Below are 23571 nucleotides of genomic sequence, written 5' to 3'. Positions count from 1 at the left end.
AGGTTCGGATCGTTCAACTTTCGCTCGTCGGCGCTGCCCTCATCCGCCTACCGGCACCTTCTCCCCGTGAATGACGGGGAGAAGGGACAGGCTTCGGCGCTGGCGGCCCCCTCTCCCCGTTCTTCACGGGGAGAGGGCAAGGGTGAGGGGCAGCGCCAGCTTCAATCACCTAAGCTCCGCATGAGCTTTTTCTCGTCATACGCCTTGCGCGCCGCGTTCACCTGCGGCCGCGACGAGACTTCCGGCACGGCAACATCCCACCAGTGGCCGCCGGCCTCGGTCGACACCAGCGGATCGGTGTCGATGACCAGCACGGTGGTCTTGTCGTTGCCCTTCGCCTTGGCGAGCGCCGTCTCGAGTTCAGCAATCGAGGCCACCTTCTCGGCGACGGCGCCGAGGCTGGCCGCATGGGCGGCGAAGTCGACGTCGGGCATCACCTCGTGGCGAGCGTCCTTCAAGAGATTGTTGAAGTTGGCGCCGCCGGTCGCCATCTGCAGCCGGTTGATGCAGCCATAGCCGCGATTGTCGAGCAACACGATGGTGAGCTTCAGGCCGAGCATCACCGACGTCGCGATCTCGGAATTGAGCATCAGATAGGAGCCGTCGCCGACCATGACGACGACTTCCTGGTCGGGTTTCGCCATCTTGACGCCGAGCCCGCCGGCGATCTCGTAGCCCATGGTCGAGAAGCCGTATTCGGCGTGATAGGAACCGGGCGCGCCCGCTTGCCAGAGCTTGTGCAATTCGCCGGGCAGCCCGCCGGCGGCATGCAAAAGCGTGACGCCCGAGCCCTTCGCCCGCTGCACGGCGCCGATCACCTGCGCGTCGGAGGGATAGGCGGCGTTGGTCGAGGCCGTCACCTTGGCGGCGGCAGCCTGCCATTCCGTCTTGCCCTTCAGCGCATTGTCGGTCCAGGCGGTCGGCGCCTTCCAGCCCTTCAGCGCGGCGGACAGCTCGGCGAGCCCTTCGGTGGCGTCGGCAACCAGCGGCAGCGCCCAGTGCTTTCCGGCATCGAAGACCTGGGTATTGAGCCCGATAATGGTGCGGCCGGCATTCTTGAACAGCGCCCAGGAGCCGGTGGTGAAGTCCTGCAGCCTGGTGCCGACGGCAAGAACCACATCGGCCTCTTCCGCCAGCCGGTTGGCCGCTGATGTGCCGGTGACGCCGACGGCCGCCATGTTGAGCGGATGATCGTCGGGCAGCGAGGATTTGCCGCCTTGCGTCTCGCAAACCGGAATGCCGGCGCCCTGCACCAGCTTGGCCAGCTCTCCGGAAGCCTGCGAATAGAGGACGCCGCCGCCGGCGATCACCAGCGGCTTCTTGGCGTTCTTCAGCGCCGCCACGGCGACGGCCAGCTCGTTGCGATCCGGGCGCGGCCGGCGCGGCGTCCAGACGCGCTCGGCAAACAGCCTTTCCGGATAATCATAGGCCTCCGCCTGCACGTCCTGGCAGAGCGAAAGCGTGACCGGGCCGCATTCGGCGGGATCGGTCAAGACCTGCATGGCGCGGTTCAGCGCCGGGATGATCTGCTCCGGCCGCGTGATGCGGTCGAAATAGCGCGAGACGGGGCGGAAGCAGTCGTTGACGCTCGCCGTGCCGTCGGAGAAATCTTCGGCCTGCTGCAGCACCGGGTCGGGCAAGCGGTTGGCGAAGACATCGCCGGGAAGCAGCAGCACCGGCAGCCGATTGACGTGAGCGAGCGCCGCAGCCGTCACCATGTTGAGCGCGCCGGGGCCGATCGAGGTGGTCGCGGCCATGAAGCGGCGGCGGAAATTCGCCTTGCCGTAAGCAATCGCCGCATGCGCCATCGCCTGCTCGTTATGGGCGCGGAAGGTCGGCAGCTCGTCGCGGACCTGGTAGAGCGCCTCGCCGATGCCGGCGACATTGCCGTGGCCGAAGATCGCCCAGACGCCGCCGAAGATCGGCGCCTTCTTGCCGTCGATCTCGGTCATCTGGCGGCTGAGAAAGCGGGTCAGCGCCTGCGCCATCGTCAGGCGAACGGTCTTGGTCATTGTCGTTTCCTCCGGCTTTCCCTGTGCCGCCTAATATGCTGCCCGTTCTTCTTATGCTGCTTTGCGGCCGCGCGCTGCAAGCCATGCCTCGGTCAATTGCTCGAAGCGCGAGGCCATGTCGGCGACAGCCTCGTCATCCGAGATCTTGCCGGCCAGCCATTGTTCGGCGGCATTGACAAAGATGGTGCGACCGACGGCAAATCCCTTGACGATCGGCGCATTGGCGGTGGCGGCAAAGGCGGCGACCAGCTCGTCCTGCGGCGCCTCCAGACCGAGCAGCACGACGCCTCGGCACCACGGATCGTGCTTGACGATCACCTGCTCTATCCTGGCCCAGGCGCCTGCCGAGGCCTGCGGCTCGAGCTTCCACCAGTCGGGCTTGATGCCCAGCGCATAGAGTTCTTCAAGGGCGCGCGGAATGGTGGCGTCGTCCAGCGTGCCGTGCTTGCCGGCGATGATCTCGACGAGCAGTTCCCTGCCGACTTTCCGCGCCGCCTCGAACAGGGCTCGCAGTTTTTGCTGCTGCTCTGTCTTCAGCGCCTCCGGATCATCCGGATGATAGAAGCAGAGGCACTTGATGCAATGGTCGACCGGCCATTCGGTGAGCTGCGAGCCGATGTCCTGCGAAAACTCGAAGCGCAGCGGCCGCGATCCGGGCAATTCGACCGGCCGACCGAGCCAGGCAAAGGGATGGCGGGCGAATTCGAACATGGCGTCGCGGCCGTATTTCTCATCGATCAGCATGCCGTAGCCGTCGCGGCCGGCGGCGACCTTGGCCGCCGCCTTGACGGTGAGCACCTTGAAGTCGGGGACGCGCGAGACATCTGCACCGACCCTGGCGGCGACATCTTCCAGCTGGACGCGATGGTCGCAAGCGAGCGCCATCAGCGAAGGGATGTCGCGCCGGCGCGTCGTCGCCCAGTGGATGTGGTTGATCGCCTCGTCCTTGCGCAGCGCCAGATGCTTGCTGCCGTGCTTCAGAAAGAACTGCAGCTCTTCGAAGGTGGGATATTCCGGCGCGCACAGCAGGCGCGACACGGCGAAGGCGCCGCAGGCATTGGCCCAGGTCGCCGCCGTGGCAAAGCTTTCGCCGCCGAGCCAGCCGCGCAGGAAGCCCGACATGAAGGCGTCGCCGGCGCCGAGCACGTTGTAGATCTCGATCGGGAAGCCCTCGCCGACGACGCCATCCTCGAGGTCGTCGCTGATCGGCCCGTCATAGACGATGCAGCCTTTGGCACCGCGCTTGAGCACGATGGTAGCGGCCGACAGCGTGCGGATCGTCTTAAGCGCGCTCAGACAATCGTCGGCGCCGGAGGCGATCATGATTTCCTCCTCGGTGCCGACGATGAGGTCGCAATCGGGCAGCACCGTCTTCAGCTGCGCCGAGACCCGGTCCGACTTGACGTAGCGCTCGAAGCCCTCGGCATGGCCGGCGAGCCCCCAGAGGTTCGGGCGGTAGTCGATGTCGAACACGACCTTGCCGCCCTTGGCCTTCACCAAACGGATCGCCTTGCGCTGTGCGGCATCCGAGTTGGGACGCGAGAAATGGGTGCCGGTGACGACCACGGCGCGCGCCGAGGCGATGAAAGCCTCGTCGATGTCCGCTTCGGCGAGCGCCATATCAGCGCAATCCGAACGATAAAAAATCATCGGCGAGACGCCTTCGTCCTCGACGGAAAGCAGCACCAGCGCCGTCAGCCGTTCCTTGTCGGTCTTCAGGCCGTCGACCGAGACGCCCTCACGCCTGAGCTGCTCGCGGATGAAACGGCCCATCTGCTCGTCGCCGACGCGAGTGAGCAGCGCCGAGCGCAGGCCGAGCCTTGCCGTGCCGACGGAGATATTGGCCGGGCAGCCGCCGACCGACTTGGCGAAGGAGGTTATGTCCTCCAGACGCGAGCCGATCTGCTGGCCGTAGAGATCGACAGAGGCGCGGCCGATCGTGATGACGTCGAGCGGCGGATATTTCGCTTCCACGGCTTCGCCCATTCGAACCTCCCATCGGCTTTGTTGTGCAGAGCAGCGTCGTTTTGGGCAGCACGCGCGAACGGCGGCGTGACACCGTCAATATGAAATAATAATTCCAATCCATAGTCAATATGGAATGAGTGTTCCCTGATGGAAAAACGCCCGTTCGGGGCCGCTCAGGCCTTGCGCTTGCGGCCGGCGTCGCGCCGCTTTTCGCCGACGGCAACGGTCAGCGCCATGGCAAGCGCCATCGTTGCCGACAAAGAGCGGAAGCCGCCGAAATCGGATTCGGCCACCTCGAACCAGACCTTGGCGAATTGGGCGAGCGGCGAGAACGAGCTGTCGGTGATGGCGACGATGGGCACGCCCTGCTCGGCGATCGAGCGCGTCTCCTCGATGGTCGCAGGCGCGTAAGGCGAGAAGCTGATGGCGATGACGGCGTCGCGCGGCGTGGCGAAGCCGATCATCTCGGCATTCAAGCCCGCGGCCGACTCGATCAGTTGGTTGCGGATCTTGAGCTTGCCAAGCGCGTAGGCGATGTAGGAGGCGACCGGATAGGAGCGGCGCTTGGCCAGCACATAGATTGTCTCGGCCTTTGCCAGCAGCGTGATCGCCTGTTCGAAATGCGCATCGTTCAGCGCGCGCGAAATGTCGCTGAGCGAGGTGCTGGCGGCAGCCACGAAGCCGTCGAAGATCGCCCGGTGTCCGGCGCCTTCCTCGGCCTTGGCGCGCAGCGCCGCCAGCCGCTCGTCATAAGACGAATTGCGTTCGCGCAGCCGCTCGCGAAACACCTGCTGCAGGCTGGTGAAACCGTCGAAGCCGAGCTGCTGGGCGAAGCGGATCAGCGTCGAGGGCTGGACGCCGGCGGAAGCCGCGATACTCGCCGCCGTGCCGAAGGCGATGTCGTCGGGATTGTCCAGCGCATAGGCGGCGATCTGCGCGATGCGCTTGGGCAGACTGGTGCGCCGCTCCAGGATCGTCGTGCGCAAGGTCTCGAAATCGCGAGGCACCCGTCCGTCCATCGTCGCTCCGCCCACGGCCATGCTGGTGTTCCCTCTCCTGCCTCATCATAGCGGTTTCGCGCAAGAACACCATAAAAAATGATTTGGACGTTCCATTCTCGACTGAAATGGATTAATTCATCCATGCGAATTCTTCCCCTTCAGCGGAGACAATCGACATGGTCGGAGTGGGCCTCATCGGCACGGGCTTCATGGGCAAGTGCCACGCCATTGCCTGGAACGCGGTCGGCACCGTCTTTCCCGATGTCGAGAAGGCGAGGCTGGTGCATCTGGGTGAGGTCAATGACGAGCTTGCAAAGCGCAAAGCGGCCGAGTTCGGCTTCACTCGAGGCTCGGGCGACTGGCGTGCCGTCGTCAACGATCCGGAGGTCGATGTCGTGTCGCTGACCACGCCGAACCAGTTCCATCCGGAAATGGCGATCGCCATCCTCGAAGCCGGCAAGCACCTGTGGTGCGAGAAGCCGATGGCACCGAGTTTTGCCGAGGCCGAGGCGATGGCGAAGGCAGCGACCAAATCCGGCAAGGCTGCCGTGCTCGGCTACAACTACATTCAGAACCCGGCCATCCGCCACATCGGCGCGCTGCTTGAGGAAAAGATCATCGGCGATGTCAATCTCGTGCGCATCGAGATGGACGAGGATTTCATGGCCGATCCCGAGGCGCTGTTCTTCTGGAAGCATGAGGCGGCTTCCGGTTATGGCGCGCTCGACGATTTCGCCGTGCATCCGCTGTCGCTGATCAAAGTGCTGTTCGGCCGCGTCGCTCGCGTCATGTGCGACATGGCGAAACCCTATGCCGACCGGCGCGTCGCCTCCGGCGGCCGCCGTGCGGTCGAGACCTACGATATCGCCAGTGTTCTGATGCATCTGGAGAACGGTGTCGCCGGTACGCTGCTGGTCAACCGCTCGGCCTGGGGCCGCAAGGGCCGTATCGCCCTCCAGATCTTCGGCTCGAAAGGCTCGATCCTCTACGACCAGGAGCGAATGAACGAGTTCCAACTTTATCTGACCGCCGACCGGCCGACCGAGCAGGGCTACCGCACGATCCTGCTGGCGCCGCACCACAAGCCCTACGATTCCTTCGTGCCGGCGCCCGGCCACGGCCTCGGCTTCAACGACCTTAAGATCATCGAATGCCGCGAGCTTTTGATGCGGATCGCCGGCAAGCCGGCGCGGACCATCGACTTCGACGAGGGGCTGGAGATCGAGCGGACCGTGCATGCGATGGCGCGTTCGTTCCAGGAACAGCGCTGGGTGGATGTGAGGTGAGCTGGCTCCCCTTCAGGTGCCGGCGGCGGCTGCTGCATTGATCTCCCAGCCGTCCACCCAAACCTGCCGCAGTTGATCGCCTTCGCCTTTGAACCATAGGCCGGTCGGCTGGCAATCCTCGATGCGGTCGCTGCGGAAATTGCGGATGGCCTGGCGCAGTTCGCACCAAGCGACGATGTTGGCGGTCTCGGCGTAGTAGATCAGCGCGATCGGACGGACGATACGCTGTGTGTCGCGGCCGGCTTCGTCGCGGTAGGCAAGGTCGAGCTTCTCCTCGTCGCGGATGGCGCGGCGCACCAGAGCCAGATCGACCGCCGCGGCCGCAGGCGCAAAACCCCAGGCATGAAGTGCGTTGGCGTCGAGCGTCTGGCGCAAGGGCGGCGGCACCGCGCCGGAGATCTTGGCGCCGACGCGCTTTGCCGCCTGCTTGAGCTCGTCATCGCCGGTGCGTTCCAGCAGCGCCAGCGACAGCACGATCGCCTCCATCTCCTCGATCGAAAACATCAGCGGCGGCAGGTCGAAGCCGGGGCGCAGGATATAGCCGATGCCGCGCCCGCCCTCGATCGGCACGCGCATCGCCTGCAGGGCTGCGATGTCGCGATAGACGGAGCGCACCGTCACTTCCAGTTGCTCGGCAATCGTCGCCGCGGTCACCGGCTTCTTGGCCAGCCGCAGGATCTGGATAATTTCGAACAGACGCGAGGCCTTGCGCATTTTTCCACTCGATCGTAACGCAACTGACACACCCCCGTCAGTTGGGACGACCTATAGGGCCGCGCATCGGTTTGAAAATCAACAGATTCCTCAGCGTCCTTGGCGGGCGCTGCGACAGGCAACTGACATGAGTTACACGGAAAATCTCTGGCTATTCTTCATCCTGCTGTTCGGCATCATCGCCGTTCCAGGCATGGACATGCTGTTCGTGCTGGCCAATGCGCTGACCGGGGGGCGCGACAGGGGGCTGGCGGCGACCGGCGGCATTATGCTCGGCGGCGTAGTGCATACGTTGAACGGGGCGATCGGCGTCGGGCTGCTGATTCATTTCGTGCCGGTCCTGTTCAAACCGCTGCTGATCGCCGGCGCCGCTTATATGGCCTATATCGGAATTTCGCTGATGCGCAGCTCGATCACCATCAGCGATGACGGGCCCGCCGGCAGCCGCTCCGCCTGGAAAGCCTTTCGCCAGGGATTGGCCACCTGCCTGATCAACCCCAAGGCCTATCTGTTTATCCTTGCCGTCTATCCGCAGTTCCTGAAGCCGGTTTACGGTCCGATCTGGATGCAGGCGACCATCATGGGACTGCTGACTGTCGTCACACAAGCAGGAATCTACGGCGGCCTCGCCATCACCGCCGGGCGCAGCCGGGCGCTTCTGGTCGGCAATCCGCGGGCAACGGTCATTGCCGGCCGTGCGGCCGGGCTGCTTCTATTCGCGGTCTCGGTATTCACCGCATGGGAAGGGCTGAGGGCGGCGTGAACGCCGCCCTCGCCAGGGTTGTCAGGCGGCGCCCTGACGGGTGGCGAGCAGTTCGCGCTTCACCGACCGGCGCCACTCGACGGCGCCGGCAAGTCCGTGCAGCACCGTTTCGGTGGTCGCCCAATCGATGCAGCCGTCGGTGATGCTCTGGCCGTAGGTGAGCTGCTTGCTGGGCACGACGTCCTGACGGCCGGCGACGAGATTGCTCTCGATCATGACTCCGATGATGCGCTCGTCGCCCGCTGCGACCTGGCCCGCCACGTCGTGCGCGACTTTCGGCTGGTTCTCCGGCTTCTTGCCGCTGTTGGCGTGGCTGACATCGATCATCAGGCGCGGCGCGATGCCGATGCGGCCGAGCTCCGCGGCGGCCGCGTCGACGCTTGCCGCGTCGTAGTTCGGCGCCACGCCGCCACGCAGAATGACATGGCAGTCTTCGTTGCCGGTCGTCGCCGCGATCGCGCTGCGGCCGCCCTTGGTCACCGCCATGAAATGATGCGGCTGGGCGGCGGACTTCACCGCCTCGCCGGCGATTCTCAGATTGCCGTCGGTGCCGTTCTTGAAACCGACCGGGCAAGAGAGGCCCGACGCCAGCTCGCGGTGGATCTGGCTTTCGGTCGTGCGCGCGCCGATGGCGCCCCAGGCGACGAGGTCGGCGATGTATTGCGGCGTCGTCATGTCGAGGAATTCCGTCGCCGCCGGCAGGCCGAGATTGTTGACGGCGGAAAGCACGTTGCGCGCCATCCGCAAACCTTTGTCGATGTTGAAGCTGCCGTCGAGATCGGGATCGTTGATCAGGCCCTTCCAGCCGACCGTGGTGCGCGGCTTCTCGAAATAGACGCGCATGACGATCTCGAGCCGGTCGGCCAGGGCCTCGCGCAGCGCCGCCAGACGGCTGGCGTAGTCCACGGCGGCGACCGGATCGTGGATGGAACAAGGGCCGACGATGACGACCAGTCGATCGTCGGCCCCGGTCAGGATGGAATGGATGGCGTTGCGCGAGGCGGCAACGGTGCGCGTCGCCGTGAGCGAGCGCGGTATCTCGCGCATCACGTCGTCCGGCGTGCTCAGGACTTTGAGTTCCTTGACCCGTAGGTCGTCTGTGGTGGTCAACACGGCTTTCTGCTCCTGGTTAGGAGACCTGCCGGCTGAAACGAAAAAGCCGCCAGGTCTGGCGGCTTTTCGGATTAGATGCTGCAATCTTCAGATCGAGCGCAATCCTCCCGCCGCCAGCGAGCTACCGTAGCTAAAGTACCAAAACGAGGCGGTCAGGTGGATCATGCGGCTCATATAGTCGATGCCGCGGCGCTTGTCACGTCCTCATGAAGCTAAGCATTTGCTTGGTTTGCGCCGTGCTCCGTGGCCTCGGGAAAAATAGAGCATCATGCAGCGGTTCACGGTTCATGCAGACCATGGATCGAAAAGTTCGATTGCAAAGCCTTCGAAATCCTTCGAATTACGCGTTGCCAAGGTGAGCTGCTTCGCAATCGCGGTGGCGGCGATCAGACCGTCCATCGACGACAGACCGTGACCGCGGCGCTTGGCAATGCCCATCAGGTCGCCCCAGGCCAAGGCAACGGCTTCGTCCACCGGCAAAACCCTTTGCTCGAAGCGCTGCGGCAAATCTCGAGCGAGCCATTCGGCCAGTGCCTCTCGTTTGCGGCCCTCATCCATGAGGGAAACGCCGCGCCGGATCTCGGCGATCGATACGACGCTGATGAATGATCGATCCTCATCAAGCCCGTCCAGCCACTTTAGAACGCCTACATCCGGCGCCGGCCTCGTCACCTCTGACAGGACATTGGTATCGAGCAGAAGCCTCAAAGCGGCTGATCACGCGGTTCGTCGGGTTGACGCTCAAGGTCGAGATCGGCGCCGCGCAGCGGCGACTCCAGGAGGAACTCCGCAAGCGTTCCTTTGCGGGCGGTCTTCCGCCGCCATTCCTCTGCGGACACGACGACAACGCTTGGTTTGCCGTTACGGGTGATCGTCTGAGGCGAAGATTGCGCCCGATCTATTACCTCCGAGAGCCGGGCCTTTGCCCCAGCGACCGTCCAGCTCGTATCTTCTTTCGGTCCGGGCAGCATCTCAATCTCATGACTACTCTGACCATCTTGACTATACCGGAATAGCGATGCTGCGGCAACAGGGGCTCTCAGGGGCCGCGTACCTTTGGGCGCACGAGGCTGATCACATCTCCACCCATAGCTGGCCGGCTTCTGGCGTAAGGCTACTCGTGTCACTACTCCCCGATCACGCCAGCTATGTTTTGATCATAATCGACCAGCGAGCCGGTCATGACGCCGGCCTGCGGGCTGAGCATATAGGTGATCAGCCGGGCAAGCTGCGCCGGCTTGACCAACTGGCCCATCGGCTGCGCGGCCTCGGCCTTTTCCAGCCAGTCGTCCGGCGCATCGTGCCACTTCTTCTGCACGATCGCCTCGCCCTCGGTATCCATCCAGCCGGGCAGCACCGCGTTGCAGCGGATGCGGTTTTTCCGGTAGGAGCTGGCGACATTCTTGGTCAGCGTCATCAGCGCGCCCTTGCTGGTCGAATAGGGCGTCAGGAAGGACTGGCCGGCATGCGCCGACATCGACAGCACGTTGACGATCGAGCCCGGCACCCTGCGCTCCAGGAGATGCGCGACGAGGCCTTGCATCAGGAAAAAGGGGCCGCGCACATTGGTGTCGAAGATCTGGTCGAAAAGCTCTTCCGATGTCTCGACCAACGAGCCGCGGGCCGAAGTGGCGGCGGCGTTGACCAGCGCGTTCAAAGTGCCGAAATGCGCGAGCGCCGTTGCGACGGCGCGCTTGCAGTCGGCGACCTTGGCGACATCGGCGCTGATGAAGATGGCATCGACACCGTTCTTCTTGAGCGCTGCGACCGCCTTGTCACCTTTGTCCTGCGAGCGGCCGACCAGCGCCAGCGCGCGGCAACCCTCGTCGGCCAAGGCTTCCGCCACGGCGAAGCCGATGCCCTGCGCGCCGCCGGTGACGATGGCGCGCGTTTCTGAATTGCGACCGGCTAGACCGTTCATCGCTCTGGCTCCTGTAATCGAGTTTCAAACCTTCAGGCGACGCGGACGGTCTTGCCTGTCTTGGCAGACTCCAAGGCGGCATCAGCCAGCTTCAAGGCGACCAGCCCGTCCTTGCCGCTCGGCGCCGCCTTCTTGCCGGCAGTCGCGGCGGCGATGAAGGAAGCGATCTCGTTGGCGTAGGCGTCGATGTAGCGGGTCATGAAGAAATCGTGCAGCGGCGGGCGCGTGTAGCCCTTGTCGTTGGCGAGTTCGATCGACACCGGCCGCTGATTCTCGGCCGCAACCATGCCCTTCGAGCCGTGCGCCTCGATGCGCTGGTCGTAGCCATAGGTGGCGCGGCGCGAGTTGGAGATGACGGCCTGCTTGCCGGACGCGGTTTCCAGAATGACGCTGACGGAGTCGAAATCGCCCGCTTCGCCGATCTTCTTGTCGACCAGCACCGAGGCGTGCGCGCTGACGGCAACCGGCTCTTCGCCGAGCAGGAAGCGCGCCATGTCGAAATCATGGATGGTCATGTCGCGAAAAATGCCGCCGGATCGCGCGATGTAGTCGAGCGGCGGCGCGCCCGGATCGCGCGAGGTGATGGTGACCATCTCGACATCGCCGATGGCGCCGTCGTCGATCGCCTTGCGGACGGCGGCGAAATGCGGGTCGAAGCGGCGGTTGAAGCCGACCATCAGCGTAGCGCCGGCCTTGTCGACCACGGCCAGGCACTGCTCGACGCGCTTGACGTCGAGGTCGATCGGCTTCTCGCAGAAGATCGCCTTGCCGGCCCTGGCGAAGCGCTCGATGAGGTCGGCGTGAGTGTCGGTCGGCGTGCAGATGATGACGGCGTCGATGTCCTTGGCCTGCTCGATGGCGTCGATGCTGCGCACCTCGGCCCCATAGGCGGAGGCAAGCTCCGTCGCCGCTTTCTCGAAGGCGTCCGCCACGGCCACCAGCTTGGCCTGCGGGTTTGAGGCTACGGCGCGGGCATGCACCTTGCCGATACGGCCGGCGCCGAGAAGAGCGAAGCGGAGAGTCATGGAATGTCCTTTGAGGGTGGCTCTAAAACGTGTCCGCGCCGGCCGGCGCGGACGATTTGGTCTGGTCCCGTCGTGGCGCCTGGTCAGGCGGCCTGAAGCTCCGCCTGCCCGGTCTTGGCGCCGGTGATGTAAGCGACGATGTCGTTGCCGTCGGTGTCCTGCTTGCGCAAATTGGCGACGATGCGGCCGCGCCGGAAGACGACGATGCGGTCGACCAGGTCGAAGACCTGGCGCATGTTGTGGCTGATCAGGATCAGCGGCTCGCCGTTCTCCTTCAGCGTGCGGATGATGTTTTCGACCTGCGCCGTTTCCTGCACGCCAAGCGCTGCGGTCGGCTCGTCCATGATGATCAGCTTGGAGGCGAAGGTTGCGGTCCTGGCGATCGCCACGCATTGGCGCTGGCCGCCCGACATGTGGCGGATGGTGCTGGAAAGGTTCGGGATCTTCACCGCGGTGCGGATCAGCGCCGCCTCCGTCGCCCTGCGCATCGCCTTGCGGTCGAGAATCGAGAAGGGGCCGAGGTTGAAAAGCACCTTCTCCCGGCCGAGGAAGAGGTTCGACGGCACGTCGAGGTCGTCGGCCAGAGCCAGGTTCTGGAACACGGTCTCGATGCCGGCCTCGCGCGCCTCGATCGGGCCGGCGAAGTTCACTTCCTTGCCGTCGAACCAGATCTTGCCGTCGGTGCGCTGCTCGACGCCGGTGATCTGGCGCACGAAGGTCGACTTGCCGGCGCCGTTGTCGCCCATGATGGCGACATGCTCGCCCTTGCGCAGCTCGAAATTCGCCTCCTGCAGCGCGTGAACGCCGCCATAATGCTTGGTGAGGTTTTCGGTCTTCAGAACGATATCGGACATGGTCAAGCTCCTATCGCCCGGCGGCGCTGGCGCCATTGATCAAGAACGACTGCGCCGACAATGATCACGCCCTTGACCATCTCCTGGTAGTAGGCGTCGAGGCGCAGGAAGGTGAAGCCGGAAATGATAACGCCGAAGATCAGCGAGCCGATCACCGTGCCTATGATAGACCCGCGGCCGCCCGAGAGCGAGACGCCGCCGATGACCGCCATGGCGATGGCGTCGAGCTCGTACATCACGCCCATGCCGGCCTGGGCGGTGAGGTTCTTGGAGGAAAGCACCACCGCGGCGATCGAGGCGAGGATGCCGGCAATCACATAGACCAGCACCTTGTGGTTGGCGATCTTGATGCCGGACATGCGCGCGGCGTCCTCGTTGGAGCCAATGGCGTAACAATGCTTGCCGTATCGGGTGTAGCTCAGGACGAGCTGGAACAGGATCGCCAGTGAAATGAAGATGATGACCGGCATCAGCCCCTTGCCGATGGCCGCGAAGCTGTCGGTCGGGAACGAGATCGGCTGGCCCTTCGACCACCATTTGGCGATGCCGCGCGCCGTGACCATCATGCCGAGCGTGGCGATGAACGGCGGAATGCGCGTGTAGGCGATCAGGGCGCCGTTGATCAGGCCGGCAATCAGCCCGCAGCCGATCGCGACCAGAAGCGGCACGATGACCGGCAGGTCGGTCCATCCGTAGTCAATGAACATCGCCTTCGGGTTGGGATTGCCGTTGACGGTCGCAACCTGCGCGAAACTCATGGCGATCATGGCGGTGGCGCCTACGATCGAGCCCGAGGACAGGTCGATGCCGCCGCAGATGATCACCTGCGTGACGCCGATGGCGATGATGCCGACGATCGACACCTGCAGGATGATGATCTGCAGCCGCTGCTCGTTGAAAATAGCATCGACGTTATCGCGGGTGTTGAAGAGGAAGCTGTCGCCGAGGAAGACGCGGCCGATCAGCTCGAATGCGCCGACCAGGATGACCAGCGCCAGAAACACGTTGAACTCGGCAGGCCAGGGGCGCTTCTTGGCGTCATAGCTCAGCCCGCCAATGCCATGCGATGTCTGTGACACGTCTTCTTCCTCCGAATGACCGCGCCCGCTCTCCCGCCCGGTCGGGCGGGAGAAGGAAGGGAGCGACGCTGCTCTGTCTGCAGCCGATTTCAGCCAACTCGATGCGTCGGAGCGCCGCTCCAGGGTTTGTCCTCACGCAAGTCCGTACGGAAAACTTCCTGGAATTGCGTTGGCGCGGCGTCAGTTCTTCTTCAGGAACTTGTCGATGTTCGCCGGCGTCACGAGCTGGAAGGGGATGTAGACCTTGCGCTCCACCTTCTCGCCCTTGGCGAGCTTCAGCGCCGCATCGAGCGCGCCCGCGCCTTGGCCAGCCGCATCCTGGAAGACCGTGACGTCGAGATCGCCCGCCTGCATCGCGGCCAGCGCGTCCTGGGTTGCGTCGACGCCGCCGACCACGACCGACTTCATGTCGATATTGGCGGCCTTCATCGCCTGGATGGCGCCGATGGCGCTTTCGTCATTGTTGGCGATGACGCCGTCGAACGGCTTGCCGGACGACAGCCAGTTGGTCATCAGGTTCTGCGCTTCGTCACGCTTCCAGTTCGAGGTCTGCTTGTCGATGATCTTGATGAAGTTGCAGTCGGGCGTGGCAATCACTTCATCGATATCCTTCGTGCGCTGCACCGCCGCCTGATTGGATAGCTCGCCCATGATCACATAGACATTGGCTTCCTTCTTGCCGGCTTCCTTGAACAGGCGGCAGATTTCCTTGGTCTCGAGCGTGCCGGACTCGGCCTCATTGGACGCGACGAAAGCCTGGTTGTCGGGCAGCTTGTCGACATTGACCGGCTCGCGGTTGACATAGACCAGCGGGATCTTGGCCGCGGCCGCCGCATCCGACATCGCCTGGGTGGCCGAAGTGTCGACCGGGTTGACGATGATCGCGTCGACGCCCGAAGCGGCGAAGTTCTTGATCTGGTCGAGCTGCTTGGCCACGTCGTTCTGCGCGTCCTCGACCTGCAGTTCGACGCCGTCCATGCCCTTGGCCTGGGCGATCATGCCGTTGCGCAGCACGGTCAGGAAATTGTCGTCGAAAAGAGCCATCGAGACGCCGATCTTGGCGGCGAAGGCGGACGAACACATCAGCGCCGAAAGCGCGACGCCCAAAAGCAGTTTCTTCATTTTAGTTTCTCCTCCACTTGGTGTCCGGCTGCACCGATTGAACCGGAATCCCCGATGTTACCGGGGAATCTCTCCCATGGCCCTTCCGGCGGCGTTTTCCTCGCATGATGGAACGCCTGGTCCTCTGTTTGAAACAGACGTTCCGGAACGAAAGAACCAAAATACCCAGTTGGTGAAATATTTATTCCATTTCGCTTACAGCCGTCAAGGGTGATTCGAAATGGACGTGCCGGTTTTTCGATGGAGGCAAGCGTGCAGCGCCCTCGCGGCCGGGCATGCAAACGTTCTGCGGCGGAATCCCCGGGCGATTTCACGTCGCGAAAGAATTCCATCAGCCTGATGGATCACATCATTCCGACGGGAGACGGCTTAGATGTTTTCCGGCAGATAGATGTCGAAGGGGAGAAAGGTCTGCCCGGGCGCATTGGCGGCGCCGGTCTCGATGGCATGCGCCATCAGGCCGACAAGCTCGCGGCAGAGCGCCGCCAGCGGGGTCGAGATCACCATGGTCAGGATGTTGTCGGCAAGTGCCGCGCGCGACTCCGCATTGATCTCGTTGCAGACGACCACCGGCATATGCGCCGGTCTCGCCGCCCTCAGCGCCGCGACCGCGCCCTCCATGCCGCCGCCGGCGACGTAGCAGCCGGCAAGGTCGGGATGCCGAGCCAGAAGCTCGAGCATCGCATCATGCGTCACCTGGTTGGCCTCCAGGTTGACCAGCGTCTCCATCACAGTGAAATCCGGCGCATGCTCGCGAAAATAGGAGCGGAAGCCGATCTCGCGCAGCTCGTGACCATGAAAACGGTGGCTGCCGACGAAAAGCGCGACCTTGCCTGGCTTGCTGGCGGCCTTGGCGATCATCCAGGCCGCGGTGCGTCCGACCTTGCGGTTGTCGAGCCCGACATAGCCTTCACGGATGCCGGCGGCGAAGTCGGAGAGCAGCGAAAAGACCGGCTGCCCTCGCGCCTTCAGCGCCTCGACCACCGCCGTCAGGGTGGGATGGTCCGGACCGACCACGGCGATGGCCCTGGATTTCGCCGCCAGCTTGCGCATCTGGGCGGCGATCTCATCTGGCGCCAGCGAAGCGGCGAAGTCGATCGTCGCAGTGCCCCGGAAACGTTGCGATTGCGAGACGGCAAGCTCCAGCTCGCGGGCGAAATCGCCGTAGAAAACGTCATTGCCGCGTAGCAGCAGGAAGCCGAGACGATATTCGGGCAACTCCTGGCGCATGCGCTGCCTGATCAGGCCGGCGGCGTGATAGCCGATGTCGGTCGCCGCCTCGTAGACGCGACGCGCCGTCTCCTCGCGCACCGGCAGGCGATTGTTCAACACCCGGTCGACCGTGGCGACGCTGAAGCCTGAAACGCGCGCGAGATCGGTGATTGTCGGCCGCTTTGCCATGAGTGCTCCATCGCTTGCCCGACTCAGATTAGCCCAATCTGATAGAAAATGATAGAATCTATCTTTGTGACATTGAGGCTATCATGACTTGGCGCTATGGTGAAGTCGAAGCCAGCCATGGGCGAGGCGCGGCATTGCCGAGGGCCGTTCGCCAGGTGCTGATGGAGGACCCCGCAATGACGGCAATCACGTCTCCGGCGCCGTCCGGACGCGACTACAGCCTGACCGGCCGCGACGCCAAGCGCGCGGTCGAGAACGGTCTTTCGGCGGCCCAGTGGTACCACACCGAGATCCCGCGCAAGCAGATGAAGGAGCTGATGCAGCGCTCCGACCAGCCCGCTATCCGAGACACCATCGTCTGGCTCGGTGCGCTGTTCCTCAGTGGCGCGGGCGGCGCTTGGTTCTGGGGCAGCTGGTGGTGCGTGCCGTTCTTCTTTGCCTATGGCACGCTCTACGGTTCCTCGACCGACTCCCGCTGGCACGAATGCGGTCACGGCACCGCCTTCCGCACCCAATGGATGAACGATGCGGTCTACCAGCTCGCCTGCTTCATGATCATGCGCAATCCGGTGACCTGGCGCTGGAGCCATACACGCCACCACACCGATACCATCATCGTCGGCCGCGACCCGGAGATCGCCGTCATGCGACCGCCGGACCTTTTGCGCGTTGTGCTGAATTTTTTCGGCGTGCTCGATGCTTGGCATGCGATGACCGACATGGTGCGCAATGCCGCCGGCGTCATCAGCGCCGCAGAACAGACCTTCATCCCGGAACAGGAGCAGCCCAAGGCCATCCGCATCGCCCGTATTTGGCTCGCCATCTATGTCGCGACCATCGCGCTGGCGCTCTATCTGCATTCATGGCTGCCGCTGATGCTCGTCGGCCTGCCCCGCCTCTACGGCGCCTGGCATCACGTCATGACCGGGCTGCTGCAGCATGGCGGGCTGGCCGACAATGTCATCGACCATCGGCTGAACAGCCGCACCGTCTACATGAACCCGATCAGCCGGTTCATCTACTGGAACATGAACTACCATGTGGAGCACCACATGTTCCCGATGGTGCCCTACCACGCGCTGCCCAAGCTGCATGAGCTGATCAAGCACGATTTGCCGGCGCCGACGCCGTCGATCCTGGCCGGCTACCGCGAGATGATCCCGGCCTTCCTGCGCCAGCTGCGCAACGAGGATTACTTCCTCAAGCGCGAGCTGCCGCCGACGGCAAAGCCCTACCGGGAAGAGCTCCACAACGACAATCCGGTAGCGGCCGCGGCCGAGTGACCGGATCCGACACAACCGACAACGAAGAATTTCGCCGGAGGACGACATGAGCGACTGGGTCGAGGCCTGCGCGGCCGGAGACATCGACGAGGAGGACGTAATGCGGTTCGATCATGCCGGCCGCACCTACGCCATCTATCGCAGCCCGGAGGACGAGTATTACGCGACCGACGGCCTGTGCTCGCATGAGAAAGTGCATCTGGCCGATGGGCTGGTGATGGACGACATCATCGAGTGTCCAAAACACAATGGCCGCTTCAACTACAAGACCGGCGACGCGCGCGGGGCGCCGGTCTGCGTCAATCTCAAGACCTATCCGGTCAAGGTCGACGCTGGCAAAGTTCTCATTCAGCTTGGGTGACGGGATGGCGGGAGGAATGGTCATCATCGGCTCCGGCGAGTGCGGCGGTCGTGCCGCGCTTACCCTGCGCGACCTTGGTCATGAAGGGCCGGTGACGCTGGTCGGCGACGAGCCGCATCTGCCCTATGAACGGCCGCCGCTGTCGAAGGAGGCGATGACCAGCGAGGCGCCCCTCATTAAGGCGATCGCCAGCGACGAGCTTTTGGCCGAACGCTCGATCCGCCACATCCATTCCGTTCGGGCCGTCGCGATCGACCGCGCCGCGCATCTCGTGCGCCTCTCCGACGGCTCTTCGCTTGGCTATGGCAAGCTGCTGCTCGCGACCGGGTCCGTGCCGCGCAAGCTGCCGATGCCTGGTCTGGGCGGCCGCTGCGTTTATCTCAGGACCTTCAACGACGCGCTCGCGATCCGCGCCCATCTTAAGCCGGAGAACCGCGTCGCCATCATCGGCGGCGGTTTCATCGGCCTCGAGCTTGCCGCTTCGGCGCGCAAGCTAGGCGCCACGGTCACGGTGCTCGAGGCGCAGCCGCGCATCCTGATGCGTGGCGTGCCGGCCGAGGTCGCGGAAATCATTCATAAGGCTCATCAGGCCGAAGGCGTGAAGGTGCTTACCGGCCAAGGCATCACGGCGATTGCCGATGACGGCACGCAAGTTCGCATCACGCTTGCCGACAGGCAGGACATCGTCGCCGATCTTGCCGTGATCGGCATCGGCGCGGTGCCGGTGACGGCGCTCGCTGCCGAAGCAGGACTTGCGATCGACAATGGTATCGCCGTCGATGAGAACCTTTGCACCGCGGATCCGGATGTTTTTGCCGCCGGCGACTGCTGCTCGTTCCCGCTCGCCGTCTATGGCGGCCGGCGCGTGCGGCTGGAAGCCTGGCGCAACGCGCAGGAGCAGGGCGCGCTCGCCGCGAAGAACATGCTGGGCGCCAACGAGGCGCATGCCGCGGTGCCGTGGTTCTGGTCGGATCAATATGGGCTCACGCTGCAGATCGCCGGGCTTTCGGACGAAGGCCGCTCGACCGTACGGCGCGACCTCTACGACGGCGCCTTCATTCTGTTCCACCTGGCCGAGGACGGCAGGCTGGTCGCCGCCAGCGGCATCGGGCCCGGCAATGCGGTGGCGCGCGACATACGGTTGGCCGAGATGCTGATCGCGAAGCGGGCGACGCCCGCGCCTGAGGCGCTCGGCTCGCAATCGGTCAAGCTGAAGTCGCTGCTGGCGGCATAGGCCCGAGTAATCGCTGGAAACGAGGGGATCCACGGACATGGCACGCAACAGACCGACCGTCGCCGATTTGCAATTGCTGAAGGGCAAGCGCCAGCTTTCGAAGCTGCGCGTTTTCTCGCTGGAGGAGGCCGAGGCCGCCGAGCGTGCCGGCATCGACATCATCTCGGTCCCCTATGATCTTATCTTCGATCCGCGTTTTCGCGACGCCGCACCCACTTGCTTTGCCATTCCCGGCGACGAACGCATCAAGCTGGGCGCAACCACCGACGAGATCCTGCGCATGGCGGTGAAGCTGCGCGCGGCCAGCGCCGACGCCATGTATTGCGCGGCCAGCCTGCAGACCATCCGCCGGCTGCGCGACGAGCATATTCCGGTCTGCGGTCACGTCGGGCTGATCCCGGCGCATGCGACCTGGACGGGCGGCTTCAAGGCGGTCGGCAAGACGGCCGAAAGTGCTGCCTTCGTCTGGAAGCAGGTCAAGGACCTTGAAGCCGCCGGCGCCTTCGCCGCCGAGATCGAAGTTGTGCCGGCCCCGGTTGCAAGCGCGATCTCGCGGCGTACATCGCTGATCATGATCTCGATGGGCGCCGGCGCCGGCTGCGATGCGCAATATCTGTTCTCCGAAGACGTGCTCGGCAGCAATCGCGGCCATTATCCGCGCCATGCCAAGCGCTACCGCGACTTCGCGGCGGAGTTCGACCGCCTGCAGAGCGAGCGCATCGCGGCCTTCCGCGAATATGCAGACGATATCCAGGCGGGCGCCTATCCAGAGCCGCGGCACATGGTCGAGGCGGATGCCGACGAAATGCGCAAGTTCGAGGCGTTTCTCGCCTCGGAAGGCTACTGAACCACCCGGCTCAGCCGGCTAGAACAGCGTCTTCAGCTCGTCCAGCTTGTCGTTGACCAGCCAGCCGTAATAATTCTCCTCGGGCAGCTTTTCCGGTTCCCCGGCGGCGCGACGCTTCTCGTTCTCCTCCTCCAACGCATAGGCGCGCTGCTCGGGGTTGCCGACATTGTAGAGCGTGGCGGTCAGGCCCGGATTGTGCGAGATGTCGAAGCCGGCGATGCTGTTGTAGGCGTCGATCGACTTCCTGATGGTCGCAGCGACGTAAGGCAGCGTGAGGTCGGGATCCATGATGGTCTTGTAGACCGTGTTCGGATCATTGACGTCGAGCTCGGGCAGGCCGGAGACCTTGTGCACGAGATCGCTCATCTGCAGCGCCGTCAGCGGGTTGAGCTGGCCGAGTCCGAAAGTCTGGCCGGCATAGTAGGGTTGGAAGAAAGTGGCTCCGAAGCGGTCGTTGGGGAAGCTGGTCCCGCCGACGGTCTTGCCGCGGAAGGAATGGTTCCACACCTGCTCGCGGCATTCCCAGAGATCGTAGCTGTCGGTTATGCCGGCGCATTTCTGGAATTGCGGCCGCTCAACGAAATCGCTGACGTCCTCCCCTTCATAAGCAAAGGTGAGCTTGCTCGACAGGTAGGACATTGCCTTGACGTAATAGGTCTGCAGCCGATCATAGGCGTCGACATTGTAGGTGTGCTCGCCGACGATGGCGCCGACGATGTGCATCGGATCGATGTCGTAGGCGGCCGCCACTTTCCTGATCTTGGCGCGCAGCTCGGCATCGTTCTGCAAGAGCGCGTAGACCTTGCGATACTTGGCCTGGAAGCTGGTGTTGGTGGCCTGAGTGCGCCGGCTGGAAGCGCCGGGAATATCCGGCTGCACGCTGTTGCGATTGCCCGGCGGCACCATGGTCGCCGCGTTCGCCGTTGCCATCGCCGCGGCCAATGCCAGGCCAACAAAAAGAAGTATGCGTTTCTTCATCCACCGCCGCCTTCAAGTCGGCGGCAAACTAGGTAAAGCGCGTGGGAGAGTCGAGACGAGGCAAGCTTCCGACGGGACGAAAGGTGGCCAGATGGTACCATCTGGCCACACATCGCCGGGCTTCGCCCGTTAGAGGATGAACCGCGACAGGTCGGTGTTGCGCGAGAGATCGCCGACATGCTTCTGCACGTAGTCGGCATCGATGGTGACCGCCGTGCCGTGGCGGTCCGGCGCGTCGTAGGAAATCTCGTCCAGCACCCGTTCCATCACCGTCTGCAGGCGTCTGGCGCCGATGTTCTCGACATTGGCGTTGAGGTCGACGGCAATGCCGGCGAGCGAATCGATCGCGTCGTCGGTGAAGGCCAACTCGACGCCTTCGGTCTTCATCAGCGCAATATACTGCTTGATGAGGCTGGCCTCCGTTTCGGTGAGGATGCGGACGAAATCCTGCTTCTCCAGGGCACGCAATTCGACCCGGATCGGCAAGCGGCCCTGCAGCTCCGGAAGCAGGTCCGAAGGCTTGGAGACGTGGAACGCGCCCGAGGCGATGAAAAGAATATGGTCCGTCTTGATCGGCCCGTATTTCGTCGCAACGGTGGTGCCTTCAACCAGCGGCAGCAGATCGCGCTGAACGCCTTCACGCGAGGGACCGCCCGAAATGTCGCTCCTGGCCGCGATCTTGTCGATCTCGTCGAGGAACACGATGCCGTCATTCTCCGTCGATTCCAGCGCCTGGCGAACCACCTCGTCCTGGTCGAGCAGCTTGTCGGACTCGTCATTGATCAGTAGCGCGTAGGATTCCTTCACCGTCGTCTTGCGGGTCTTGGTCTTCCTGCCGCCCATCGCCTTCGACAGCATGTCGTTGATGTTGAGCACGCCGATATTGGCGCCCGGCATGCCGGGGATCTCGAAGCCCGGCATACCGCCGGTGCCGGTGTCCGCCACCTCGATCTCGATCTCCTTGTCGTCGAGCTCACCGTCGCGCAGCCGCTTGCGGAAGCTGTCGCGCGTGGCCGGGCTCGCGGTCTTGCCGACCAAAGCTTCGAGCACGCGCTCTTCGGCATTGATGTGAGCGCGCGCCTTGACGTCCTCACGCATCTTCTCGCGCGTCAGCCCGATGGCGACCTCGACGAGATCGCGCACGATCTGCTCGACGTCGCGGCCGACATAGCCGACCTCGGTGAACTTGGTGGCCTCGACCTTGACGAAAGGCGCGCCGGCCAGCCGCGCCAGCCGGCGCGAGATCTCGGTCTTGCCGACGCCGGTCGGGCCGATCATCAGGATGTTCTTGGGCATCACCTCTTCGCGCATCTGGCCCTCCAGCTGCTGGCGGCGCCAGCGGTTGCGCAAGGCGATCGCCACGGCGCGCTTGGCGTCTTTCTGGCCGATGATGAAGCGGTCGAGTTCCGAAACGATTTCGCGGGGAGAAAAGGTGCTCATGTTACTCAAATTCCACTTTGCCACTGCCTGATGGACTCGAACGGATGCAGCAGCATGATCACGTTGAGCGTCAGATTGTCCCGGATGATGTAGCCCGTGCCGAATTCGAAAATGAGCGCCAGAGCCACGATCACCCATATAGGGAGCTTTCGCGCCATCACAAATCCGAGCGCCATGAACAGCGTGTCGGACACCGAATTGATGATGCTGTCGCCGTAGTAGTTGAGGGAGATGGTGCCGGCGCGGTAGCGGTCGATGATGAAGGGGCTGTTCTCCAGGAGTTCCCAGCCGCCTTCGATGAGGACGGCGAAAGCCAGCCTCAGCCCGACGGGCGAGCGCGGGAACAGAGCCCAGGCCAGCGCATAGAACAGGAAGCCGTGGATGATGTGCGAGAAGGTGTACCAGTCGGCGATGTGCTGGGAATTCTCCGAGCTGTTCACCACACCGTGCCAGAGCTTGACGTAGCCGCAGGTGCAGATCGGCGGATGGCCCATGCCGTAGAGAATGCCGGCCTGGAAAACGACGAGAGCCAGCACCAGCAGCAGCCCCATGCGCCAGCTGTCTTCATAGGCCGACAGCGTCTTGTCTCCCCCGGATGCGGTCATTGTGATCAGTCCCCCTCTTGTTGGTCGATTTCGGCCGCATCGACGGCCATCAGCACGACGTCCCCATATTCCGAATGCCTGCGGCCGATCGGCCTGAAGCCGGCCTTTTCATAGGCGCGGATGGCGCGGCCATTGCCGGGATGCGGATCGATGACGACGCGCGGCGCGCCTTCCTCGAACAGTTCCGCGACGAACTGGCGGACGATGGCCGAGCCGTGGCCGATGCCGACCAGGTCCGGCGGCCCGATCGACAGATCGATACCCAGCGTGCCGAATGGCTGGTCGGCGTAAGGATGGTTGTCCTCGAGATGCGGATCGTAGCTCTGCAGATAGGCGATCGGCTTGCCGCCCAATTCGACGATCAGCGGCTCCACCGAAACCGACCCGATATGCTCGCGTATCTCGGCGATCTCCTTTTCCGGATCGCCCCACCATTCGGCGATATGCGGCTCGGCAAGCCAGCGGGCGATCATCGGCAGATCCTTTTGGGTGACCGGCCGAAAATCGTAGCTGTCTTCCTGTTCGACCATGATCTGTTCCAGAAGCCGATTCCCATTTTTCGGG

Annotated in this window: 23 protein-coding genes; 6 read left to right on the top strand and 17 right to left on the bottom strand. The window is 63.8% G+C overall.

Annotated features, from left to right (window positions below):
• Positions 1–161: 161 nt before the first annotated feature.
• From iolD to A9K66_RS12480, 3 genes are all read right to left on the bottom strand, one after another.
• Positions 162–2012: a 3D-(3,5/4)-trihydroxycyclohexane-1,2-dione acylhydrolase (decyclizing) gene (gene iolD, locus A9K66_RS12490; protein WP_067323924.1), complete on the bottom strand. Its 1851-nt coding sequence runs from the start codon at positions 2010–2012 to the stop codon at positions 162–164.
• Positions 2013–2063: 51 nt separating this feature from the next.
• Complete coding sequence (gene iolC / locus A9K66_RS12485; RefSeq protein WP_067323923.1) at positions 2064–3998, bottom strand: 5-dehydro-2-deoxygluconokinase; 1935 nt, start codon at positions 3996–3998, stop codon at positions 2064–2066.
• A gap of 155 nt (positions 3999–4153) precedes the next feature.
• A complete protein-coding gene (locus A9K66_RS12480) occupies positions 4154–4999 on the bottom strand; it encodes a MurR/RpiR family transcriptional regulator (protein WP_067323921.1) in 846 nt (281 codons plus the stop codon).
• A gap of 158 nt (positions 5000–5157) precedes the next feature.
• Between A9K66_RS12480 and A9K66_RS12475 the strand changes: the two genes are divergently transcribed.
• Positions 5158–6267: a Gfo/Idh/MocA family oxidoreductase gene (locus tag A9K66_RS12475; RefSeq protein WP_067323919.1), complete on the top strand. Its 1110-nt coding sequence runs from the start codon at positions 5158–5160 to the stop codon at positions 6265–6267.
• 12 nt (positions 6268–6279) lie between these two features.
• Here the strand turns inward: A9K66_RS12475 and A9K66_RS12470 are convergent, their stop codons facing one another.
• Positions 6280–6981 carry a YafY family protein gene (locus tag A9K66_RS12470; protein ID WP_067323916.1) on the bottom strand — a complete coding sequence of 234 codons (702 nt, stop codon included), beginning with the start codon at positions 6979–6981 and terminating at the stop codon, positions 6280–6282.
• Between the two features lie 127 nt (positions 6982–7108).
• Here A9K66_RS12470 and A9K66_RS12465 point away from each other — a divergent pair, with 127 nt between their 5' ends.
• On the top strand, positions 7109–7744 hold the full coding sequence (locus tag A9K66_RS12465) for a LysE family translocator (protein ID WP_067323913.1): 636 nt from the start codon (positions 7109–7111) through the stop codon (positions 7742–7744).
• 21 nt (positions 7745–7765) lie between these two features.
• On the opposite strand, the gene A9K66_RS12460 is transcribed toward A9K66_RS12465, so the two are convergent.
• The 9 genes from A9K66_RS12460 to A9K66_RS12420 form a co-directional block, all read right to left on the bottom strand.
• A complete protein-coding gene (locus A9K66_RS12460; protein ID WP_067323911.1) occupies positions 7766–8857 on the bottom strand; it encodes a 3-deoxy-7-phosphoheptulonate synthase in 1092 nt (363 codons plus the stop codon).
• 285 nt (positions 8858–9142) lie between these two features.
• Positions 9143–9565: a type II toxin-antitoxin system VapC family toxin gene (locus tag A9K66_RS12455; protein WP_067323909.1), complete on the bottom strand. Its 423-nt coding sequence runs from the start codon at positions 9563–9565 to the stop codon at positions 9143–9145.
• Complete coding sequence (locus A9K66_RS12450; protein WP_067323907.1) at positions 9562–9828, bottom strand: type II toxin-antitoxin system Phd/YefM family antitoxin; 267 nt, start codon at positions 9826–9828, stop codon at positions 9562–9564. Before A9K66_RS12450 ends, A9K66_RS12455 begins: the two co-directional genes overlap by 4 nt.
• Positions 9829–9983: 155 nt before the next feature.
• Positions 9984–10778, bottom strand: a complete 795-nt coding sequence (locus A9K66_RS12445) for an SDR family oxidoreductase (protein WP_067323905.1) — start codon at positions 10776–10778, stop codon at positions 9984–9986.
• A 32-nt stretch (positions 10779–10810) separates the two neighbouring features.
• Positions 10811–11803, bottom strand: coding sequence for an inositol 2-dehydrogenase (gene iolG, locus A9K66_RS12440; protein ID WP_067002875.1), 993 nt, complete (start codon positions 11801–11803; stop codon positions 10811–10813).
• An 83-nt stretch (positions 11804–11886) separates the two neighbouring features.
• Complete coding sequence (locus tag A9K66_RS12435) at positions 11887–12657, bottom strand: ATP-binding cassette domain-containing protein (RefSeq protein ID WP_067003269.1); 771 nt, start codon at positions 12655–12657, stop codon at positions 11887–11889.
• Positions 12658–12659: 2 nt separating this feature from the next.
• A complete protein-coding gene (locus tag A9K66_RS12430) occupies positions 12660–13736 on the bottom strand; it encodes an ABC transporter permease (protein WP_067323903.1) in 1077 nt (358 codons plus the stop codon).
• 180 nt (positions 13737–13916) lie between these two features.
• Positions 13917–14858, bottom strand: coding sequence for a sugar ABC transporter substrate-binding protein (locus tag A9K66_RS12425; RefSeq protein ID WP_067323901.1), 942 nt, complete (start codon positions 14856–14858; stop codon positions 13917–13919).
• A gap of 369 nt (positions 14859–15227) precedes the next feature.
• On the bottom strand, positions 15228–16259 hold the full coding sequence (locus A9K66_RS12420) for a LacI family DNA-binding transcriptional regulator (protein WP_067323899.1): 1032 nt from the start codon (positions 16257–16259) through the stop codon (positions 15228–15230).
• A 176-nt stretch (positions 16260–16435) separates the two neighbouring features.
• Here A9K66_RS12420 and A9K66_RS12415 point away from each other — a divergent pair, with 176 nt between their 5' ends.
• From A9K66_RS12415 to A9K66_RS12400, 4 genes are read left to right on the top strand one after another with little or no spacing between them, the layout of a single operon-like run.
• Positions 16436–17542 carry a fatty acid desaturase family protein gene (locus A9K66_RS12415; RefSeq protein ID WP_067324671.1) on the top strand — a complete coding sequence of 369 codons (1107 nt, stop codon included), beginning with the start codon at positions 16436–16438 and terminating at the stop codon, positions 17540–17542.
• 46 nt (positions 17543–17588) lie between these two features.
• Positions 17589–17903: a MocE family 2Fe-2S type ferredoxin gene (locus A9K66_RS12410; protein WP_067002880.1), complete on the top strand. Its 315-nt coding sequence runs from the start codon at positions 17589–17591 to the stop codon at positions 17901–17903.
• 16 nt (positions 17904–17919) lie between these two features.
• Positions 17920–19137: an FAD-dependent oxidoreductase gene (locus A9K66_RS12405; RefSeq protein ID WP_245307495.1), complete on the top strand. Its 1218-nt coding sequence runs from the start codon at positions 17920–17922 to the stop codon at positions 19135–19137.
• A 37-nt stretch (positions 19138–19174) separates the two neighbouring features.
• The gene (locus tag A9K66_RS12400) at positions 19175–19984 is read left to right on the top strand and encodes a 3-methyl-2-oxobutanoate hydroxymethyltransferase (RefSeq protein ID WP_067323895.1); all 810 of its coding nucleotides are present in this window, start codon (positions 19175–19177) and stop codon (positions 19982–19984) included.
• Positions 19985–20002: 18 nt separating this feature from the next.
• Here A9K66_RS12400 and A9K66_RS12395 read toward each other — a convergent pair whose 3' ends face one another.
• The 4 genes from A9K66_RS12395 to A9K66_RS12380 form a co-directional block, all read right to left on the bottom strand.
• Positions 20003–20962, bottom strand: coding sequence for a DUF1402 family protein (locus A9K66_RS12395; RefSeq protein WP_067323893.1), 960 nt, complete (start codon positions 20960–20962; stop codon positions 20003–20005).
• A 129-nt stretch (positions 20963–21091) separates the two neighbouring features.
• The gene (gene hslU / locus A9K66_RS12390; protein ID WP_067323891.1) at positions 21092–22402 is read right to left on the bottom strand and encodes an ATP-dependent protease ATPase subunit HslU; all 1311 of its coding nucleotides are present in this window, start codon (positions 22400–22402) and stop codon (positions 21092–21094) included.
• A gap of 5 nt (positions 22403–22407) precedes the next feature.
• The gene (locus A9K66_RS12385; RefSeq protein ID WP_067002893.1) at positions 22408–23007 is read right to left on the bottom strand and encodes a DUF2585 domain-containing protein; all 600 of its coding nucleotides are present in this window, start codon (positions 23005–23007) and stop codon (positions 22408–22410) included.
• A gap of 5 nt (positions 23008–23012) precedes the next feature.
• Positions 23013–23537 (bottom strand): GNAT family N-acetyltransferase, encoded by a 525-nt coding sequence (locus A9K66_RS12380; protein ID WP_067324669.1) that lies wholly within the window; start codon positions 23535–23537, stop codon positions 23013–23015.
• Between the last annotated feature and the right edge of the window lie 34 nt (positions 23538–23571).

The organism is Mesorhizobium sp. AA23 (assembly GCF_001672435.1).
GTDB lineage: Bacteria > Pseudomonadota > Alphaproteobacteria > Rhizobiales > Rhizobiaceae > Mesorhizobium.
Note: the sequence above shows the minus strand (reverse complement) of the source record. Positions and strands in the feature narration are given on the sequence as shown.

Coding starts and splice junctions, on each gene's coding strand:
- iolD (WP_067323924.1), bottom strand. CDS start 2,012: ATGACCAAGACCGTTCGCCTGACGATGGCGCAGGCGCTGACCCGCTTT.
- iolC (WP_067323923.1), bottom strand. CDS start 3,998: ATGGGCGAAGCCGTGGAAGCGAAATATCCGCCGCTCGACGTCATCACG.
- A9K66_RS12480 (WP_067323921.1), bottom strand. CDS start 4,999: ATGGACGGACGGGTGCCTCGCGATTTCGAGACCTTGCGCACGACGATC.
- A9K66_RS12475 (WP_067323919.1), top strand. CDS start 5,158: ATGGTCGGAGTGGGCCTCATCGGCACGGGCTTCATGGGCAAGTGCCAC.
- A9K66_RS12470 (WP_067323916.1), bottom strand. CDS start 6,981: ATGCGCAAGGCCTCGCGTCTGTTCGAAATTATCCAGATCCTGCGGCTG.
- A9K66_RS12465 (WP_067323913.1), top strand. CDS start 7,109: ATGAGTTACACGGAAAATCTCTGGCTATTCTTCATCCTGCTGTTCGGC.
- A9K66_RS12450 (WP_067323907.1), bottom strand. CDS start 9,828: ATGCTGCCCGGACCGAAAGAAGATACGAGCTGGACGGTCGCTGGGGCA.
- A9K66_RS12445 (WP_067323905.1), bottom strand. CDS start 10,778: ATGAACGGTCTAGCCGGTCGCAATTCAGAAACGCGCGCCATCGTCACC.
- iolG (WP_067002875.1), bottom strand. CDS start 11,803: ATGACTCTCCGCTTCGCTCTTCTCGGCGCCGGCCGTATCGGCAAGGTG.
- A9K66_RS12435 (WP_067003269.1), bottom strand. CDS start 12,657: ATGTCCGATATCGTTCTGAAGACCGAAAACCTCACCAAGCATTATGGC.
- A9K66_RS12425 (WP_067323901.1), bottom strand. CDS start 14,858: ATGAAGAAACTGCTTTTGGGCGTCGCGCTTTCGGCGCTGATGTGTTCG.
- A9K66_RS12420 (WP_067323899.1), bottom strand. CDS start 16,259: ATGGCAAAGCGGCCGACAATCACCGATCTCGCGCGCGTTTCAGGCTTC.
- A9K66_RS12415 (WP_067324671.1), top strand. CDS start 16,436: ATGACGGCAATCACGTCTCCGGCGCCGTCCGGACGCGACTACAGCCTG.
- A9K66_RS12410 (WP_067002880.1), top strand. CDS start 17,589: ATGAGCGACTGGGTCGAGGCCTGCGCGGCCGGAGACATCGACGAGGAG.
- A9K66_RS12405 (WP_245307495.1), top strand. CDS start 17,920: ATGGTCATCATCGGCTCCGGCGAGTGCGGCGGTCGTGCCGCGCTTACC.
- A9K66_RS12400 (WP_067323895.1), top strand. CDS start 19,175: ATGGCACGCAACAGACCGACCGTCGCCGATTTGCAATTGCTGAAGGGC.
- A9K66_RS12395 (WP_067323893.1), bottom strand. CDS start 20,962: ATGAAGAAACGCATACTTCTTTTTGTTGGCCTGGCATTGGCCGCGGCG.
- hslU (WP_067323891.1), bottom strand. CDS start 22,402: ATGAGCACCTTTTCTCCCCGCGAAATCGTTTCGGAACTCGACCGCTTC.
- A9K66_RS12385 (WP_067002893.1), bottom strand. CDS start 23,007: ATGACCGCATCCGGGGGAGACAAGACGCTGTCGGCCTATGAAGACAGC.
- A9K66_RS12380 (WP_067324669.1), bottom strand. CDS start 23,537: ATGGTCGAACAGGAAGACAGCTACGATTTTCGGCCGGTCACCCAAAAG.